The sequence below is a fragment of the Sporolactobacillus terrae genome (genome assembly GCF_019930545.1).
Classification (GTDB): Bacteria; Bacillota; Bacilli; order Bacillales; family Sporolactobacillaceae; genus Sporolactobacillus; species Sporolactobacillus terrae.
Window position 1 is genome coordinate 1,302,445 of sequence record NZ_CP082837.1, and the last position, 17,754, is coordinate 1,320,198.

The window sequence follows — 17,754 nt, forward strand, 5'->3', positions numbered from 1 at the left end:
TCTTTCTCTCACATGTTAATTTAACAGGCGCATCTTGCACCATGATTTTTTCAGATCAGGAATATACGAGGATACAATTTCGGCCATAACCTGATAGCCTTTTGCGGTAGGATGTAGTCCATCCTCGTTAATTAAATCACTAAAGCTTCCTTTTTTCTTGAACGCAGAGCGAACATCAATCAGTTTTACTCCCGATTTATCACAAAAATCCTTAAGTGCGCGGTTGTACATTCCATGCCAATGCTCGATTCCGCCGCACAATCCGATCCAATGACCGATTGAATGGCTGTAGTGCTTCATCAATGTCGCGTAGTATCGCGCAGGATCTAACGGTAATAGGCTCAGCACAACCGGCAGCGCACCGGACTCTGATATCCGTTGAATCATCACGGAAAGATTCGAAAGATAGCGTTCTAGCGGCACAATCGGTACATGTTCCGAATCCGGAAGCTTCGCCACTTGATCCCAATGAAAATTACAATCGTTCCCGCCGATATTAATGAGCACAAGATCCGGGTGTTCATCGAGCACATCAGCGTCCAGCCTCTTGATCAAAAGGTCGGAGTTATCGTTAAATACACCCTTATTCACAACTTCATCTTCTTCGCCTAAAGAGCGTTGCAGAAGTGCAGGGTAATTATTACGAATGATTTTAAAACGACCACGTATAAACGTAATTCCACGCGTCACACTGTCACCAAAACAAATCAATTTCATGACTGCTACCCTCCTTGCGGCTGGCTTCCCTGTATTCCAGTCTTCTATTATTGCCTACATAGTAACAAATAGAAAGGAGAATGAACAGTTCTATTGAGAAATAATTTACTTTTTTGAAAGAAATATCCGTTTGCCTGTTTTTTGGGGAACCATTTCCTTAATTTTTTGTACAAGTTGATAGATCACTTCTGCAAGCACCAGCCCCATTGCAATGGCTCCAGATAAAACAAATACTTTTTCTGCAAAATAAATCGCAATATCGTAATTATTATCAACGGCACGACTCATGACCGAATAAGACAGTCCCCCCGGAACCAAGGGGATAATCCCCGATACACTATATAGGGTAACCGGATTCTTCCAAAGCCGAGCAGCAACCTGACTCATCATTGCGATCACCAATGAAGCTGCAAAAGTCGCGAGCAAATCACTGCCTGTATTTTGGAACAGAAAAAAGTAGATCAGCCAACCGATCATTCCGATCAATCCACCATGCAGAAGCGGTTTAAAGGGAATATTAAAAATGATTCCGAAGGCACAAGTGGCAAGATAACTGGCAATCGACTGGACACAAATCACTGTAAACAGTTGCACGCAAGTCACCTCAATTAAAGACAAGCGCTGCAGTTACACCTATGCCAATTGCAAAGGCAGTAAGTCCTGCTTCCGCACTTTTCGATAGTCCGGCGACTAAATCGCCAGCCATAATATCTTTCACAGCATTCGCAATCGGCACCCCTGGAACAAGTGGCATCACTGCGCCAATAATAATCTTGTCAATCTGAAACCCGAAACCTGTCTTGATACTGACGAGAGCGATCCCGCCAATGATCACTGAAGACATAAATTCTGAAAAGAACTTCGCCTTCGATAGCTTGTGAAAATAAATCATACCGGCTTGGCCAGCCCCGCCGGCAATAAATGCAGGCAGCACATCATGCCATTGTCCTAAGAACATCAGTAAAAAGCTGCTGCTGGCAACGGCTGCTGCGAAAATCTGCAACGGCACTGAGTAGGCGACAGTCGATCGATTTACACGCGATAATTCACGATGAAGTGTTCTTAAATTGATTTCGCCTTGAGCGACCTGCCTTGATAAGGTATTGACTTCAGTCACCTTACGCAAATTCGTAGCACGATCTCTTATGCGGACAAGCTGAGTAACATCGTGATTCTCAATTGAGAAAATAATTCCTGTTGGCGTGACGAAACTTTGTGCTTCGTGAACCGCGAAGCTGTTTGCTATACGGTTCATCGTATCTTCCACACGAAATGTTTCAGCTCCATTTTGCAATAAAATCTTTCCTGCCAACACACACACCGTTGCAACTTCATGTAAAAAAACTTCTCTGCTGTTCATCATTTGATGATCGTTTAAGAAACCATCCATAGTCTCGACTTCTCTCTCTATATTTTTGAGTATGCCCATTATAATATGAGCCTTAACGGTTAACAAGACTTTCACATTGTTTTAAAGGATGATAAATGTAAAAGAGCTAAAAGCATGGTATAATGATTGATGAAAAAATCACTGATTCGTCATTCTATGCCGCTTGACGCGAGTGATTTGAGTAAAATGGCTTCATCACGTCGATACTTTATATGCATGCTTGATGGCAATGATTGGTGACCCCATCTTCATTCGTTGCGCCTCGCTGTATGGCTTATCGATTGTTAAAATTTGAGAGGAGTGTTTTCCACTAATGATCAAACTCGTATTGATCAGGCACGGACAAAGTGCTTGGAACCTTGAAAACCGTTTTACCGGTTGGACAGATGTTGATTTAACAGAAAAAGGCGAACAAGAAGCAACTGAAGCAGGAGAAATTCTGAAGAAAAATGGCTACACATTTGACCAAGCATATACTTCCGTACTTACAAGAGCAAACCACACGTTATGGAATGTACTTCATGCATTGAATTTAACTTGGATTCCTGTTGAACATTCTTGGCGCTTGAACGAACGTCATTACGGCGCACTTCAGGGTCTGAACAAAGCTAAAACAGCTGAAAAGTACGGCGCAGATCAGGTACATATCTGGAGACGTTCTGCCGACGTTAAGCCGCCGGCACTTGAAAAAGATGACGAACGTTTTGTTGCACAGTTAAACGATCCTCGCTATGCGGATCTTTCTGAAGCAGAACAACCACTGACTGAAGATCTTCTGGATACGGTTGACCGTGTACTCGTTTACTGGAATAAAGAAATTGCTCCACAAATCGAAGCAGGCAAAAAAATCATCATTGCCGCTCACGGCAACTCGCTGCGTGCACTTGTGAAACACCTTGACAATGTTGATGCCGATACGATTGTCGGCTTGAACATCCCTACAGGCACTCCACTGGTTTACGAATTGGATGATAATCTCAAACCGCTCAATCGCTATTACCTGACTGCTGATGGACCGAGCGATAAAGAAGTTCTGCCGTCTGCAGAAACAAAATAACGATCGCTTGCTTCGCACCCCGAACTGGTTCGGGGTGTTTTTTCATTCGTAAAATAAAAAAATCCCCTGATAAGAATCAGGGGAAAATCGGGATGTCGGTAAACGAAAGATACAAATTTCACCGTGATGGGCTTCCGGTGAATGTACCGCCGCCTATCCCAAAAATAACTGGGTAACCATGCAAGGTGCAAAGTATTATGATGGGCATTAATCGCTCATAACAATGATATTGTAAACCCTTTCTTATAAAATGTAAAGGCTATCATTTCTTTTTCAGGATAATTTGTTTAAAGGCTACGGTGCCCGCTCTGAGGCAAGAAATCCACCTTCAATACGGTGTACCCTGCTTTGGCAACAGCACCGCATAGCAACGACTCAGGCAATGGTCTTTTCATACGTACTAGAGCTTCTTTCTGATCCAAACGAACCGTGGCACACACACCTTCTATGGAACACAATCCATTTTCGATCTTCCGCGCACAATTTTGACAGGTCATCCCATCAATGTGCAACAGCGATCTGTATGGATAGTCTCTGCACTTATCGCCCTTTATTTTAACCTTCTTCAACCGCTGGATGTCATTGCCGCAACAACCGTTGCGCTGCCTTTTCCACGCACTTCGACAAGCAAACAAAACGAAAACGAATAATAAGGCACTAATAATGACCGTCGCCAATCCGCCCAGATCCTTTCTTTATTGATTCTTCTTACTCCTTTTCCCTATCGGCGAATCATTCCTCTTAGCTCAGATCGTTTCAATTTTTGAATTTGAACCGGCTTGCATTGATTTAATGCTGCGTTCCGGCGCAAATCTTTAATGGGACAGTTGCCGCTTAATCCACAATCCGTACACGATCCTTTGCTCTTTATTGCATGGCGAATGGCCAGAGCAAATAATACAAGTAATAAAATAAAAACGATTAAGGTTTGACTATTCATAAATGCCGCTTCCTTTCATCGTGATTTAGCGCGTTGTCCAGGGGTTCATCACTTGCCGTCTAACTCATTTAAGCACCGGCATGCTGCCCTCTGTCCAAAATCATTTTATTCGCTGCAGGGACCGGCCGTACGAGCAAATAAATGGCAATACCAATAATGACCAGCGCGAGCACAGCGCCAAAACCAAAGGAATGACCCAGGAATAGGACACTGCCAAGCTGATAGGTGACAAAGCCGAGCGCATAGCCAAGCAGCACCTGATAACCCAGTGCGATCATCGTCCATTTTATCCCGCCCATTTCTCTGCTTGTTGCACCAATTGCCGCAAAACACGGCGGATTGAAGAGGTTGAACAGCATAAATGAGAGCGCACTGACGCCTGTAAACATCGAACCGATTCCAGCAATAACTGCTCGTGTATTTTCTTCGTCTGCTACTCCGTTCAGCACTGCGAGGGTACCAATCGCATTTTCTTTGGCAACTAGAGCACTTATCGTTGCGACAGTCCCCTTCCAAGAACCGAATCCAAGCGGGGCGAATACCCAGCTAATTGTATTGCCGAGTCCGGCTAGAATACTATGATCCACATCTTCAACCATTCGCAAATTCCAACCAAATGAGGAAAGGAACCAAATTAATCCGCAGGCAATAAAGATGATCGTACCGGCCTTAACAATAAAATGTTTGCTGCGTTCCCACATATGAATCAAAACACCTTTTAGCGACGGTAAATGATAGGCAGGCAATTCCATGACAAAAGGTGCCGGTTCTCCGGCAAACATTTTGGTCTTTTTCAAAATGATTCCGGAAAAGGCAATCATGGCGATACCCAATAGATACATCGTTGGTGCAACCCATGAGGAATGATGGAAGAACGTCGCGACAAACATGGTTATAATTACCATTTTAGCTCCACAAGGGATAAACGTAGTCAGCATAATCGTCATTCTGCGATCATGATCGTTTTCAATTGTTCTTGTAGCCATGATTCCAGGTACGCCGCATCCTGAACTGATTAAAATAGGGATAAACGACTTTCCAGATAAGCCAAAGCGGCGGAACAGCCGATCCATGATGAAGGCAACTCGCGCCATATACCCGGAATCCTCCAAAAGAGAAAGAAAGAAAAACAGAATCATCATTTGCGGGACAAAGCCCAACACCGTCCCTACTCCGCCGATAATTCCATCAACAATTAGACCGTTCAGCCAGTCAGCCGTCCCAATAGAATTCAGCAGATGCGTTGCACCCTCAGTCACCCATGTACCAAACAAAGTATCGTTTGTCCAATCGGTGACAATTGATCCAAGCGTAGTCACCGAAACATAATAAACAAACCAAATCATTGCGATAAATATAGGGAGTGAAAGGAAACGATTGGTAACAACCCGGTCAATTCGGTCTGAAATAGTCAGCTTTTTTTCGAACCTATGTACTGAATGACGCACAATTTGTTCAATATATTCATAACGCTCGTTCGTTATGATGGATTCACCGTCGTCTTCCATACGGTCTTCAACTTCTCTTATTGTCGTTTCCACATTTTCCAACCTATCGTCAGGTAACGGATGAGCAGCGAGTACTTTTTCGTCGCGTTCAAAATATTTAATGGCGTACCAGCGCAGTCGAGTCGGATCAACTTGTTTACTAATCGATGCAGAGATCGTTTCAAGCGTATCTTCAACAGGCTTGCTAAAGATCGGTTTAGGCACAAGCACCTTCCCTTTTTTAGCAAGTTCAATCGCTTTAAATGCCGCTTCTTTGGAGCCGACGCCTTTAACCGCAGACGTTTGAACAACTGGACAGCCGAACGCTTTCTCGAGTTGCTGAACATTGATTCGATCGCCATTCTTTTTCACAACATCCATCATATTAATGGCAAGCACGACCGGAATACCCAGTTCAATGATCTGGGTGGTCAGATACAGATTACGTTCTAAATTGGTTCCATCGATAAGATTAATGATCGCGTCCGGATGGTCATTGAGCAGATAATTTCGACTAACCACCTCTTCAAGCGTATAGGGAGACAGAGAATAAATGCCCGGTAAATCAGTGATTACAATATCTTTGCGCCCTTTTAATTTTCCCTCTTTTTTTTCGACCGTTACCCCTGGCCAGTTGCCGACATACTGACTGCTGCCGGTGAGATCATTAAACAGCGTTGTTTTTCCACAATTGGGATTCCCGGCTAAAGCAATTTTCAACATCAATTCAAATGCCTCCTTTAGATGCTTCATAAGATTGAGCAGACCAATATGTCCGCAGCTCAGACAAGCTCAATGCTTTCTGCTTCCACTTTACGAATGGACAGTTCATATCCGCGCACATTAATTTCGACAGGATCGCCCAGCGGAGCAATTTTTCGAATAAATAATTGCGTTCCTTTGGTGATCCCCATGTCCATGATCCGTCGACGTAGCGCTCCTTTTCCATGCACCCGTGCAACAACGACGGTCTCACCCGGTTTTGCTTCTTTTAATGTTTTCATGATCAATGCCTCCAATTTTCTATCAAGCAGTCATCACACGTCTTGCCATGACCCTGCTCACCGCAAGACGTGTTCCTTTCAAAGAAACAATGACATTTCCATCTGTCTCTGTGATTACAGTGACTTCAGCATTTTCGACAAATCCAAGATTTATCAGGAAACGACGTGTTTCATCTTTGCCGCAAACACATTTCACCCGAACGCTTTCGCCTTTGTGAATAAGACTCAATGGAACTGCATGGGTACATCTCGGTTGTGAAATGGGTTGATGACAATTCAATCCATCAAATGCACGCGAACTATTCTGATCCAAAATCAATCACTTCCTCATCAAATGGGGTTCATCCATTACTAAAGGTTATTAAATAAAAACGAAAATCGAGAAATACCTATGTTCACTGAATTCGCAAAATCTTGATAATGATAATTGTTATCAATTAAATAGTAATGGATGAAAAGCGTGATAACAATCAATAGTCGTGAACAATTTTTGACGATTCTTTATCTCCTATCCTTATCTTTCTTTTTTTCGACGCATTATAAACTTTTTTCCCAAATTCAAACAAAATAATAGAAATAATTCAAGAAAGTGTGACATACATATTTACAAATATGACCAATAAACCTATCATTTTCTTAGGAGGCATATCTATGTCGGGAAACAGAAATTCGATTGATTTAAATTTTAAAAAAATGATCGATCAAATCGCGGATGCAATTCTCGTCCTTAGTGATGAGACCATTGTCTATTCAAATCGATCTGCTAATCAAATACTCTCGTTTGACGAACGAACACCGCTGAGCGGCATATCCATTGGTATGTTTGTGAACCCCGAGGATATGCCTTTGCTGCGCGATGCGCTCACCAAGATCACTACCTGTCAATCAGAGAAGCATTCGCTTCAGCTAACCATCCATTCCAGTAATAATTTTAAACTCCCTGCGCTCATTAATGTTCAGCTTCTTCAAGCGTGTGACTCCTTAGTCCAGCTGTCAATTCATGACATCAGTGCCCGCAAAGCTGCAGAAGAGAGCATGATTCAATCAGAAAAACTATCGGTGATCGGTGAATTGTCGGCAGGGATCATCCATGAGATTCGAAATCCGCTAACTTCAATTAAAGGATTTTTGCAATTAATGCAAACGAGCGAAAAACTCAATAAAGACTACTTAGAAATAATTATGCGTGAAATTGAACAAATAGAAAAGATTACAACTGAATTACTCTATTTCACCAAACCGAAAAGCGATCGCTTTACAAAGATTAATCTGACAACCATAGCACAGGAAAGTGTGCGCTTATTTGAAACGCAAACACTGAAACGAAACATTAAAATGTGTTTGGAAGCAGATAATGCCGACGACGGACACTGCTTGTATGGCGATAAAACGCAGTTGAAACAAGTATTCGTCAACCTGATCAAAAATGCTCTTGAAGCAACACCCAAAGGCGGAACGATTTCAATACTGCTTTCTTCAACAGCAAATACCGAGGAGATCTCGATTCAGGATACAGGCTCCGGCATACCTGAGCCATTAATTCATAACCTTGGCAGATCGTTTTTCACAACAAAAGCAACAGGAACCGGTCTTGGCTTGATGGTGACCTATACCATCGTAAAAAATCATAATGGCTCTGTCCACGTTCAAAGCGAAGAAAATAAGGGAACAACCTTTCAACTAAGTTTTCCTAAATGGAAACAACAAGACGATTGATTCATCATTCCGGGACATGTTCCTTCAAAACAAGGAAGACTCTCAAACCTGTATCTGCATGCCTCGCTTCTCTTAGCAGCTAAACAATAGGGTAAAAGATGGATACGGACCGGACGTGGTGTGAGACTCTTGAAGAATCGTACACTGTTGATTCGAGAAACCGTCATTCACCATACATTGGATGTCTTCTTGAGACCCCCCCTCACAAAAAATGTCCCAACTCATAAAATGAGTTGGGACATTTGCGTTCACCGTTTTCATTTAGCTTTTGTATTGAGCAATAATTCCCTGCTCTTCATCCAATTCTAAACGCAACGATCCATATGGATCCACGTGCCTTTCAGTATCCAGCCAAAAGCGCAACGCTTCAATAATATTTGATTCAACAAGGATCTGCTTTCGAGCACCGACATATGCCTCAGCAGAAAAACCATAATCATCATCATAAAGAAGCTCAACTTGAATCGATTCTGGGGTCCTATCCTTTTTATTTGCTAAATAAAGGCATAGACTATTTACGATGTCCTGCTCAGAGATTGTCATCGTGTCCATCGGTTTGAATCCTCAGATCGTTTCTTTCTAAAACTTGTAATAATGTAACGAAATAAAGCGATGATCACAAGAATTGCAATTAAATTAATTAAAAATCCTGCCATCATGCCAAATCCGCCCATGTGTGAAAGAAGACTGCCAAATAAAAATCCAGACAAACCGCCGAAAATCATCCCGCGCATAAAACCGCCGCCCGTGAAACTTCTTGCCGAAGTTCCTGTTTTAGCCTTCTGCGTCCGGTTGCTTTTAAAGAATGAAGTCGTTCCGCTGCCGCGGTTTGAATTAAAGCTTTTTACTCCAGAACGGTATCCTTTTGCGCTCACTTGCTGATCATGACTTTGGAAAACCAGATCACCAGCCGGGCTAAAAATCAAAGCCAAAGCTAAAAAGGCAGCCATAAGTTTTTTCATCAGTAAGAACCATCCTCCTATTTGCATATCATCTGCTGATAATACTAATACGTTTTCTCTTGAAAAAGGTTTCACAATTAAAGCTATAGAGGCAATCGTTACCTCTCTATCATAACACCGGCATGCAGGATAAAAAAACATTTTAATTCGGCTATTGATCAGCCGCTATGTGTAAAATGTTTCTCGGGGGATAAATTTGATGTGGGCGTAAGAGGATGCGATGGCATGCAGTTCTTTCTTTATTTCTTTTTAGTCCAATTTTGACTGGACGAAAAGGAGAAGGCTCCTTATTCTAAATGTATACCGACCAAGGTGAATACATCAGGAATAGAGGCCTTCTCTCAATGGATAGTATAAAAGATTTATTAGAAATTTGGAAGAACCAAACGAGCCTTTTGGCGTTTGAGGAAGAGGCAACCGCCTATATGTACCAATTTATGAGGCGCAGTGTTGAACAGGTATTTTCTTTGCTTGATCAAGCAATCACTCGGGAGAAACAAGCTGAGGGATGGAAAGTAGACAGCCATAAAGATCAACGTATTCTCCAATTTTTATTTGGACCTGTGACGCTGTATCATACGCGTATGATTAACCCGGAGGGTCATGCCTGTTATCCGTTGGATAACCTTCTGAGGTTGAGAAAGCACATGCGGTATTCGCCAAATGTTGAGTATGAAACAGCAACTTTAGCCAGCCGTATGACTTGTCGGGAGGTCGTGAAGACTTTAGCAACGTGGACTCAGGTTCAAATGAGTCACACTACCGTCATGCGCTGCGTTCGAGCCGTCGGCGAAGCTCAAGAAAAGCAGGATCAGGAGCTTGTCATCCAAGCAGAGAATGGAGAATTAGATGGAAAAAGGCAGCCGAATTTTCTCTTTGCGGAGGCTGATGGAACCTTTGTCCGGGGATTGAAAAAGCGCCAACATATTGAAATCAAGCATTTCATTTTATATGAGGGTTGGGTGAAGAATGGAAAACGGCGGCTCCTGAAAGAGCCTTACGCGGTCATGACAAGCAAGGGACTGGATACTTTTTGGGAACAGGTTGGAGCCGCAGTCGAACAGCGCTATCGCTTATGGCAGACACAAGTTGTCGCTAATAGTGACGGAGGAGTAGGCTATGACGAAGCTCATTTTAAAGATGCTTTTTGTGGGTCACACAAACGTATTTGGGTTCAACTTGATGCGTTTCATGTTGCCCAATCCCTTATTCGTTCACTACACGGTGATAAGGCATGGATCACCCGTATACAACAGGCGATTCAGAGAAAAGACCGTACAGAGGTCATCCTGTTACTGGATACGTATGAAAGTAATTTAGACGAGGATGAGCGTATTAAGCAAGTCGAAAAGGTAAAGCAATATCTGATAGGACACTGGGATCGTCTGTTTGACTGGCGAGAAATTATGGCGAAAGAAACGCTTCCCGAAAATGCGGGGAGATTGGGTGCTATGGAATCCAATCAACGGCATTTGACGTTCCGCATGAAAAAGCGTGGCATGCACTGGGGTGAGTCGGAAGAAGGCATGGTTAAGGTTATTCAAGGTATACGTAACGGGACGTTAAAAGCGGCGTATCTTTCTTCGTTCATTCCGACCAAACGCGACGAACGAATCATAAAAAAAATGATACGAATTGCATCCTTGTTGAAGGAACCTACGGTTCCGTCTATTGGTGCCCATCGCGGTCGAATTGGAACCAACGCGTCCTCTTCGAGTGCAGTAGGCAAACTGAACAAAGTGCTTACGTTTGCCTAAAAAATATGATTTTATACCTAAGGTGTACAAATTTAGAATTAAGAAGCTCTTTCCCAATAAAGAGTTCCGAGAAAAGCTTGACACATACGATCAGCCGTTCATTCTTGACTTCCCATCAAAGTCTGAATATAATTAATACAAATTAATGATACTGTGCGTTGACAGGGACTAGTAAATAATTGAAGGTGTGCTAGAGAACAGCATCCATCGGCTGGAAGATGCTCCGCTCCGTTCTTATTGAACCTGCCCTTGAGCTATTCGGACAAAAACCGAATCGTTTTCTTCACGTTACGAAGCGATTAAGTGAATACGCGTTCGTCGTATTAACAAAGGTGGTACCGCGGGCAAAGCCTCTCCCCGTCCTTTTTTAAGGATTGGGAGAGGCTTTTTCATTGAAAGGAAAGGATTAGATCATGAAAACAAAACGAGTGGTTATAAAAATCGGAAGCAGCTCGCTGACGAATATTCATGGACAGTTGGATTCTGAAAAGCTTGAGGATCATGTTGCCGCAATCGCGAGGCTTGCTTCAAGTGGCTATCAAATCGTCCTCGTATCATCCGGTGCAATCGCAGCTGGATACTCCGGTCTTGGTTATCCGGCTCGTCCGGTAACCATTGCCGGCAAACAAGCTGCTGCGGCTGTTGGACAGGTCATGCTGCTCAATCACTATACACGAGCTTTTCATAAATACGGAATCACCATTGCCCAGCTCTTACTCGCCAGACAGGACTTTGAACGACGTGAACAGATGAGTCATGCCTATTCTGCATTGTCCGAACTTTTGAAGCGATCAGTGATCCCAATCATTAACGAAAATGATTCTGTTTCTCTAGAAGAGCTGACGTTTGGTGATAACGATATGTTGTCTGCACTCGTCAGCGGCTTGATTCATGCCGATTTTCTTGCCATTCTTACTGATGTTAACGGGCTTTATGATAAGAATCCAAACGAATATGACGATGCGGTCCGCTATCACTATCTTGATCAACTTCCCGACCATCTGCTGAACGAAACAAGCGCTGCTTCTGGCTCTAAGGTAGGCACAGGCGGTATGAAATCAAAATTATCTGCTGCTCGTACCGCTCTGTCGCTCGGTGTCCGTACCTTCATTGGCACAGGAAAAGGGACGGGCAAACTCGTCGCGATTATAAAAGGCGAAGGCGATGGAACCTATATCGGTTCAAGAGAGTTAAAACCTTCGCTCAAGGTGTCAAAACAGTGGATTGCGCTTCATTCACCGGTATCTGGAAAAATAGAAATTGACGACGGTGCCGTTCGCGCATTAATGGAAAAGGGTAAAAGTTTATTGCCCGCCGGCATACGGAAAATCAATGGTCATTTTCATGCCGGAGAAGTGATTCAAATTGTGGACCGAAAAAACCATGTACTGGGTAAAGGTCAAGTGAATTACTCGTCCGAACAGCTTGAGGAAATCAAACGAATGAACAGTACGCATGCTATGGATTTAATTGACGGTGGACACGCTGAGGTCGTTCATCGCGACAATTGGGTACCGTGGACCGCAACACTTCGTCCTGAAAAAAAGAAGGGAGCACGAACCAATGGCCTTAGTAAAGAAAAATGAATTAATCGAAAAAGCAAAATCAGCGCGCACCGCATCACAGTTCCTTTCCGTGCAATCAAGTGCTGAAAAAGATCAAGCATTGCATGCCATCGCCGTTCAGCTGCATACAGACAGAAACATCATCATTGAAGCAAACCGCTTGGATCAGGAACGCGCAAAACAAAATCAAATGACCCCCTCCCTGCTTGACCGGCTCATGCTCAACGAAGCTCGTATTGATGCGATGGCAGCAGCAGTTGAAACCCTTGCCAAACTCCCAGATCCGATCGGTGATACGCTTGACCAATGGGACCGGCCCAACGGACTGCATATCCAAAAAATTCGAGTACCGATTGGCGTCATTGGTATGGTCTATGAAGCACGGCCAAACGTAACGATTGATGCCGCTTGCCTTTGTCTCAAAACAGGAAATGCCGTTTATCTCCGTGGCAGTGCGTCAGCACTCGAAACGAATAAAGCGCTTGTTTCAACCATTAAGCGAGCACTTCGGCAAACAAACATCCCTGAGGAAGCGGTTCAATTGCTGGAGGATACACGTCATGAGACCGCCAATCAGTTCTTTCGTTTAAACGGTATGATTGATGTACTGATTCCACGCGGCAGCAGTCGCTTGATACAGACGGTAATCAAACAGGCAAGCATCCCTGTCATCGAAACCGGAGCCGGGAATTGCCATGTATATATCGATGAATCCGCAAATCCTGAAATGGCAACCCGCATTGTTTTAAATGCGAAGACTCAGCGGCCTTCCGTATGCAATGCTATTGAAACCGTCATTGTTTCCAGAAAATGGTTCGATCAATTTGGCGACTCCTTAATCGATGCGCTTCTAACAGCCGGTGTTTCCTGCCACATTGACCCAAGTGCCGCCGATAAATTTCCTCAATTACCAACTGCTTCTGAGGAAGATTGGGCAACTGAATATCTAGATAAAATTATTGCAGTCAAACTCGTTGATACGCTTCAAGAAGCCATTGATCATATTAACCGCTACGGTACGAAGCATTCTGAATCAATTATCAGCGAAGATCCTGCACATGTTGCGGCTTTTTTCAAAGCTGTAGACGCCTCGACGTTATATCATAACGCATCAACACGCTTCACCGATGGCGAACAATTTGGGTTTGGTGCAGAAATCGGCATCAGCACACAAAAATTGCATGCACGTGGCCCAATGGGATTAAATGCATTGACCAGTATTAAATACCTCATCGAAGGAAACGGACAAATCCGTGAATGATCTCCATAAAAAATAAGCAAAAGCAAAAAAAACGAGGGTGTCTCAAAAGTCAATTGACTTTTGAGACACCCTTAAAAAACGTCTATTTTGAGATTAAGCGCGAAGATGCGAGACTCCTGTGGAGCGTTCCCGTTGATCGCGAACCAAAGGAGGCCTCGTAGGCTTTACAGGATCAGCCGAGGATGCTCCTGAATCGCCCGCGGTCGCGCTCTCTGTTGATGCGAGCAATCGGCGCGCAGTATAAATCCAACACCCTTTTGAAACTGCCCCGTTTTTCATTATTAAGCGCAGTCTATTTAAATGCTGCCGATGCGAAAGAGAATCAACGATCAGAAACGACCAAATAGGCAACTTTGACCGGACCATGTACGCCGACAACCAATCTCATTTCAATATCAGCACTGTTACTTGGTCCAGAAATGAAATTAATATACGAGGAAATCGTTTCTCCTTTTTGTACACGCTCTTCAACTCGCTGCATCGCTTGCGTCATTCGTGGAACAATACTGCTTCTCGGAACAATTACGATTGATGTCACAGGAAGCAAGCTGACGCTTCTCGCTTTGTCTTTATCATTAAACAAACCTGCTGTTGCGGATTCAGCCAACATTACATCGCAAATTGATAATCCGATATTAGCATGTGCCGCCTTTTCAATAGTCTTATGCCCTTCTTTATAATCCCAAACAGCAACATTGTTCTTTTTCAAAATCTCGTCTAAACCAAATGCATGAAAGCGCAAATCATTAGTGGCGATAATCGATCCCCCGCCATAGTCGGCAATTAATTGATCCAATTGAACACCAAGTTGTTCTGAATTTGTCTCAAATAGTTTTGTATGAATCGGCGCGCAAGCTTCTTTCATCATCGCCAGCAATTGATCTTCCGAGTAATTTTGATAAACCTTATTTTGAGGCGTGTACTTCCAGATTGGTTTATCTGGCACTTCACCCGGTATCCGATTCAATTTACCGGCAATTTTTTCTAGAAATGCATCGCGGTTTTCTATAGTACCTTTCATAGTGATTCACCTGTTCCTTTATCTTGAATCGCTGTGCCTTGCTGTTTATGATTCTTAAACCATTTTCTGAAGTTGTCCTTGCTCGGTGCCGGAAGATCCCTGCCATGGGTCCATGGCTTCAATGGGCCCGGTCCTTTGGTTATCGATCCATGGTGGACAAGCGGTTTAAGCATGATTGGAGCAGATTTTACGCCAACCTTGAAAAGCGCAGGAGAAGAAGCGCCAATGCCAAATCCTTTCATCGCAACCTTTTCCATAACTGGCGGATGACCGCCGCCTTCAACATACTTCTGACGGTGGCGAATCAGCAGCTTATGCAGTGGAATTTTAACCGGACATGCTTCCGTACAAGCTGCGCAGAGACTTGATGCATAAGGCAATTTTCCGTATTGTTCATACCCCCCTAAGATCGGAGATAATACCGCTCCAATCGGTCCTGGGTAAATCGAACCATACGCATGTCCGCCGATATGGCGGTATACTGGACAAACATTAATGCATGCCGCGCAGCGAATACAGTGCAATGCAGACTGAAATTCTGTTCCCAATGCATTAGAACGTCCTGCATCGACAATCACTAGATGATAATCTTTAGGACTGTCTACCGCCTCTTGATTCCCATCCGGTGTAATATCCGTAACATAAGTCGTTAACTTCTGGCCAACTGAACTTCTGCAAAGTAGTGAGACAACGACGTCCAGTTCTTTCCATGAGGGAACAAGTCGTTCCATACCCATGACTGTTATTTGAGTTTCCGGAAATGTGGTGACCATATTTGCATTTCCTTCATTGGTTACAAGGCAAACACTTCCGCTGTCAGCAATGGCAAAATTACATCCGGTAATGCCAACGTCAGCCTCTAAGAATTTCTTACGCAGTGTCTTCCGAGCAAAGCCAGCCAGCTCCTTCGCATCATCGCTGCCTTCATAGCCAAGCTTCTTAAATGCATCACGAATTTGCTGACGGTTCTTATGCACTGAAGGGACAACAATATGTGAAGGCTGATCATGATCTACCTGAAGAATAAATTCTGCCAAGTCTGTTTCAAGGACTTCGCATCCTTCGTCCTCCAATGCTTCATTTAGACTGATTTCCTCAGTAACCATTGACTTAGCTTTCACGACATGCTTGGCATTTTTTTCTTTACATACCTTTTTAATATAATTACGTGCTTCTTCTGCAGTTTCCGCAAAATAAACATGTCCGCCCCGCGCAGCAAAGTTATCACTTAATTGTTTTAAATAGTAATCCAGATTGTTTAGCGTATGGGATCTGATTTCTTCACCAGCACTGCGCCAATCTTCCCAATCCCCTAGTGCTTTATCGCCTACCGTAGCACTAATCTTTCGGCCTCGCAGTCCATCCTGGGCAGAGGAGACGGCATTAACCATAAATGAGTCATGAATCGCCTCATCAACACCTTCAAAGAATGGTAGATTTCCGACTTTCATCGGCATCTCGCTCATCTCCTTTGCCTTGATGACTGTTTAAAATTTGTGCAATATGTAACACTTTAATCGGTCTGCCTAAGCGTTTCATTCTTCCTCCAATATTCATCAAACAGCTGGCATCTGCACCAACAAGTACATCTGCTTTTGTTTCCTCAATATGACGGATCTTTTCATCAACCATTTGTTCAGAGATCGGAAACATTTTTACAGAAAATGTACCGCCAAATCCGCAGCAATCATAATTATTTGGTAACGGTACTAACTCAAGCCCTTTTACGTGTTTCAGAAGCGTATAATGCGACTCGCGTTCGCCTAATAAACGTGTCATATGGCAGGAGGTGTGGAGTGTAACACGCGCATGATACTCAGCACCTACATCAACAACACCAAGAACACGCACAATGAACTGTGTGAATTCATAGGTTTTTGCAGCAACTTGTTTTGCACGTGCTTCCCATTCCGGCTCATCAGCAAAAAAGTTAGGATATTCATGGAACATCGTTGCACAGGATCCTGATGGGCATACAATGTAATCAGAATGCTCGAAAGCCTCAATCATCTGTTTCGCGGGTCCTTTTGTATCCTTTGCATAGCCGCTATTATACGCCGGCTGACCACAGCAGATCTGTCCTTCTGGAACATCCACTTCGCAACCTAATCGTTCAAGTATTTCGGTTACATCTTTTAAGACATCGACGTAGAAAAGTTCACCCAAACACGTCGTAAAAAGAGAAACTCTCAATCAACTCAACTTCTTTCCTTGGCATGTGACTTCTCATACAAACTTATTCATATGCAAGTTTTTTCATCGTAATGATTGTCACAAAATCATCACTCTTCACTCACATTTTATACATATTATTATAAAGTTCAAGTCAATTATAATAATTATTATTACTAATTTATTATAATTTGCATTCATTTTTTCTATCCCGCTGCTTTAACTAATCACATTCACATGGCACGTTGCAGGTTCTCTAGCAAGCACTTAAGAAAAACTAAGCTGTGCTTGGTCCTTTATCTTCAGCCATGTGTGATGGGATTCGTGTCTTTTCAGTGCTGAATCGTCGCTTCGGTTACTCGCTTGCCGCGGGCGCACCGCGAGCCTCCTCAAACAGACAGGAGAATCTGCGGGCTCTCGGCACGCTGGTCCCGCAGGCGCCAAAGTACCTCTGCTTTGATTCATAGGCAAGACACGGGTCTATTGGTTTGAAGATGGGGCAAGATCTTATACTTTCTTTTCCTGCAAAAAAACACGCGTCTCTCAATTTCTGAGAAACGCGTGTTTCGCTTTGCCTGGCAGTGACCTACTCTCACAGGGGGACAGCCCCCAATTACCATCGGCACAGAAGAGCTTAACGACCGTGTTCGGGATGGGAACGGGTGTGACCTCTTCGCTATAACCGCCAGACTTAAACCGGCTCTC

At 43.5% G+C, this 17,754-nt stretch carries 18 protein-coding genes, 1 rRNA gene and 1 other annotated feature; of the genes, 5 read left to right on the forward strand and 14 right to left on the reverse strand.

From position 1 onward, the window contains the following. Window positions 1-15 precede the first annotated feature (15 nt). From K7399_RS05995 to K7399_RS06005, 3 genes are all read right to left on the reverse strand, one after another. Window positions 16-717: an SGNH/GDSL hydrolase family protein gene (locus K7399_RS05995; RefSeq protein ID WP_028977380.1), complete on the reverse strand. Its 702-nt coding sequence runs from the start codon at window positions 715-717 to the stop codon at window positions 16-18. 105 nt (window positions 718-822) lie between these two features. Then, window positions 823-1,311 carry a threonine/serine exporter family protein gene (locus K7399_RS06000; protein ID WP_028977381.1) on the reverse strand — a complete coding sequence of 163 codons (489 nt, stop codon included), beginning with the start codon at window positions 1,309-1,311 and terminating at the stop codon, window positions 823-825. 10 nt (window positions 1,312-1,321) lie between these two features. Continuing rightward, the gene (locus tag K7399_RS06005) at window positions 1,322-2,107 is read right to left on the reverse strand and encodes a threonine/serine exporter family protein (RefSeq protein WP_051575340.1); all 786 of its coding nucleotides are present in this window, start codon (window positions 2,105-2,107) and stop codon (window positions 1,322-1,324) included. A gap of 313 nt (window positions 2,108-2,420) precedes the next feature. Between K7399_RS06005 and gpmA the strand changes: the two genes are divergently transcribed. Next, window positions 2,421-3,164 carry a 2,3-diphosphoglycerate-dependent phosphoglycerate mutase gene (gene gpmA / locus K7399_RS06010; RefSeq protein ID WP_028977383.1) on the forward strand — a complete coding sequence of 248 codons (744 nt, stop codon included), beginning with the start codon at window positions 2,421-2,423 and terminating at the stop codon, window positions 3,162-3,164. Between the two features lie 287 nt (window positions 3,165-3,451). On the opposite strand, the gene K7399_RS16285 is transcribed toward gpmA, so the two are convergent. From K7399_RS16285 to K7399_RS06035, 5 genes are all read right to left on the reverse strand, one after another. After that, entirely contained in the window at window positions 3,452-3,841 is a 390-nt protein-coding gene (locus K7399_RS16285) for a heavy-metal-associated domain-containing protein (RefSeq protein WP_028977384.1), read from the reverse strand. Between the two features lie 44 nt (window positions 3,842-3,885). After that, window positions 3,886-4,104 carry a hypothetical protein gene (locus K7399_RS06020; protein ID WP_037563551.1) on the reverse strand — a complete coding sequence of 73 codons (219 nt, stop codon included), beginning with the start codon at window positions 4,102-4,104 and terminating at the stop codon, window positions 3,886-3,888. A gap of 68 nt (window positions 4,105-4,172) precedes the next feature. Continuing rightward, complete coding sequence (gene feoB / locus K7399_RS06025) at window positions 4,173-6,314, reverse strand: ferrous iron transport protein B (RefSeq protein WP_223362586.1); 2,142 nt, start codon at window positions 6,312-6,314, stop codon at window positions 4,173-4,175. Between the two features lie 59 nt (window positions 6,315-6,373). Next, complete coding sequence (locus K7399_RS06030) at window positions 6,374-6,595, reverse strand: FeoA family protein (protein WP_028977386.1); 222 nt, start codon at window positions 6,593-6,595, stop codon at window positions 6,374-6,376. Between the two features lie 22 nt (window positions 6,596-6,617). Further along, window positions 6,618-6,908 carry a FeoA family protein gene (locus K7399_RS06035; RefSeq protein WP_197021235.1) on the reverse strand — a complete coding sequence of 97 codons (291 nt, stop codon included), beginning with the start codon at window positions 6,906-6,908 and terminating at the stop codon, window positions 6,618-6,620. A gap of 338 nt (window positions 6,909-7,246) precedes the next feature. On the opposite strand from K7399_RS06035, the gene K7399_RS06040 reads away from it, so the two are divergent. Then, window positions 7,247-8,311, forward strand: coding sequence for an ATP-binding protein (locus tag K7399_RS06040; RefSeq protein ID WP_028977388.1), 1,065 nt, complete (start codon window positions 7,247-7,249; stop codon window positions 8,309-8,311). Between the two features lie 261 nt (window positions 8,312-8,572). Here the strand turns inward: K7399_RS06040 and K7399_RS06045 are convergent, their stop codons facing one another. After that, window positions 8,573-8,863: a YxcD family protein gene (locus tag K7399_RS06045; RefSeq protein ID WP_028977389.1), complete on the reverse strand. Its 291-nt coding sequence runs from the start codon at window positions 8,861-8,863 to the stop codon at window positions 8,573-8,575. Continuing rightward, the gene (locus tag K7399_RS06050; protein WP_223362500.1) at window positions 8,851-9,414 is read right to left on the reverse strand and encodes a hypothetical protein; all 564 of its coding nucleotides are present in this window, start codon (window positions 9,412-9,414) and stop codon (window positions 8,851-8,853) included. The genes K7399_RS06045 and K7399_RS06050 overlap by 13 nt, the downstream gene beginning before the upstream one ends. A 203-nt stretch (window positions 9,415-9,617) precedes the next feature. Here K7399_RS06050 and K7399_RS06055 point away from each other — a divergent pair, with 203 nt between their 5' ends. The 3 genes from K7399_RS06055 to K7399_RS06065 all read left to right on the forward strand — a co-directional run bounded on the left by K7399_RS06055 (window position 9,618) and on the right by K7399_RS06065 (window position 13,856). Then, window positions 9,618-11,030, forward strand: a complete 1,413-nt coding sequence (locus K7399_RS06055) for an ISLre2 family transposase (RefSeq protein WP_164875473.1) — start codon at window positions 9,618-9,620, stop codon at window positions 11,028-11,030. 149 nt (window positions 11,031-11,179) lie between these two features. Then, window positions 11,180-11,398, forward strand: a binding site (T-box leader). Between the two features lie 45 nt (window positions 11,399-11,443). Beyond that, window positions 11,444-12,616 (forward strand): glutamate 5-kinase, encoded by a 1,173-nt coding sequence (proB, locus tag K7399_RS06060; RefSeq protein WP_028977097.1) that lies wholly within the window; start codon window positions 11,444-11,446, stop codon window positions 12,614-12,616. Continuing rightward, window positions 12,594-13,856, forward strand: coding sequence for a glutamate-5-semialdehyde dehydrogenase (locus K7399_RS06065; protein ID WP_028977096.1), 1,263 nt, complete (start codon window positions 12,594-12,596; stop codon window positions 13,854-13,856). The genes proB and K7399_RS06065 overlap by 23 nt, the downstream gene beginning before the upstream one ends. 322 nt (window positions 13,857-14,178) lie before the next feature. Here the strand turns inward: K7399_RS06065 and K7399_RS06070 are convergent, their stop codons facing one another. The 4 genes from K7399_RS06070 to rrf form a co-directional block, all read right to left on the reverse strand. Continuing rightward, complete coding sequence (locus tag K7399_RS06070) at window positions 14,179-14,877, reverse strand: LutC/YkgG family protein (protein ID WP_028977095.1); 699 nt, start codon at window positions 14,875-14,877, stop codon at window positions 14,179-14,181. Then, entirely contained in the window at window positions 14,874-16,334 is a 1,461-nt protein-coding gene (locus K7399_RS06075; protein ID WP_028977094.1) for a LutB/LldF family L-lactate oxidation iron-sulfur protein, read from the reverse strand. The genes K7399_RS06070 and K7399_RS06075 overlap by 4 nt, the downstream gene beginning before the upstream one ends. Continuing rightward, the gene (locus tag K7399_RS06080; RefSeq protein ID WP_028977093.1) at window positions 16,300-17,070 is read right to left on the reverse strand and encodes a (Fe-S)-binding protein; all 771 of its coding nucleotides are present in this window, start codon (window positions 17,068-17,070) and stop codon (window positions 16,300-16,302) included. The genes K7399_RS06075 and K7399_RS06080 overlap by 35 nt, the downstream gene beginning before the upstream one ends. Window positions 17,071-17,622: 552 nt before the next feature. Then, window positions 17,623-17,739: ribosomal RNA gene (gene rrf / locus K7399_RS06085) — 5S ribosomal RNA — on the reverse strand. Window positions 17,740-17,754: the final 15 nt, after the last annotated feature.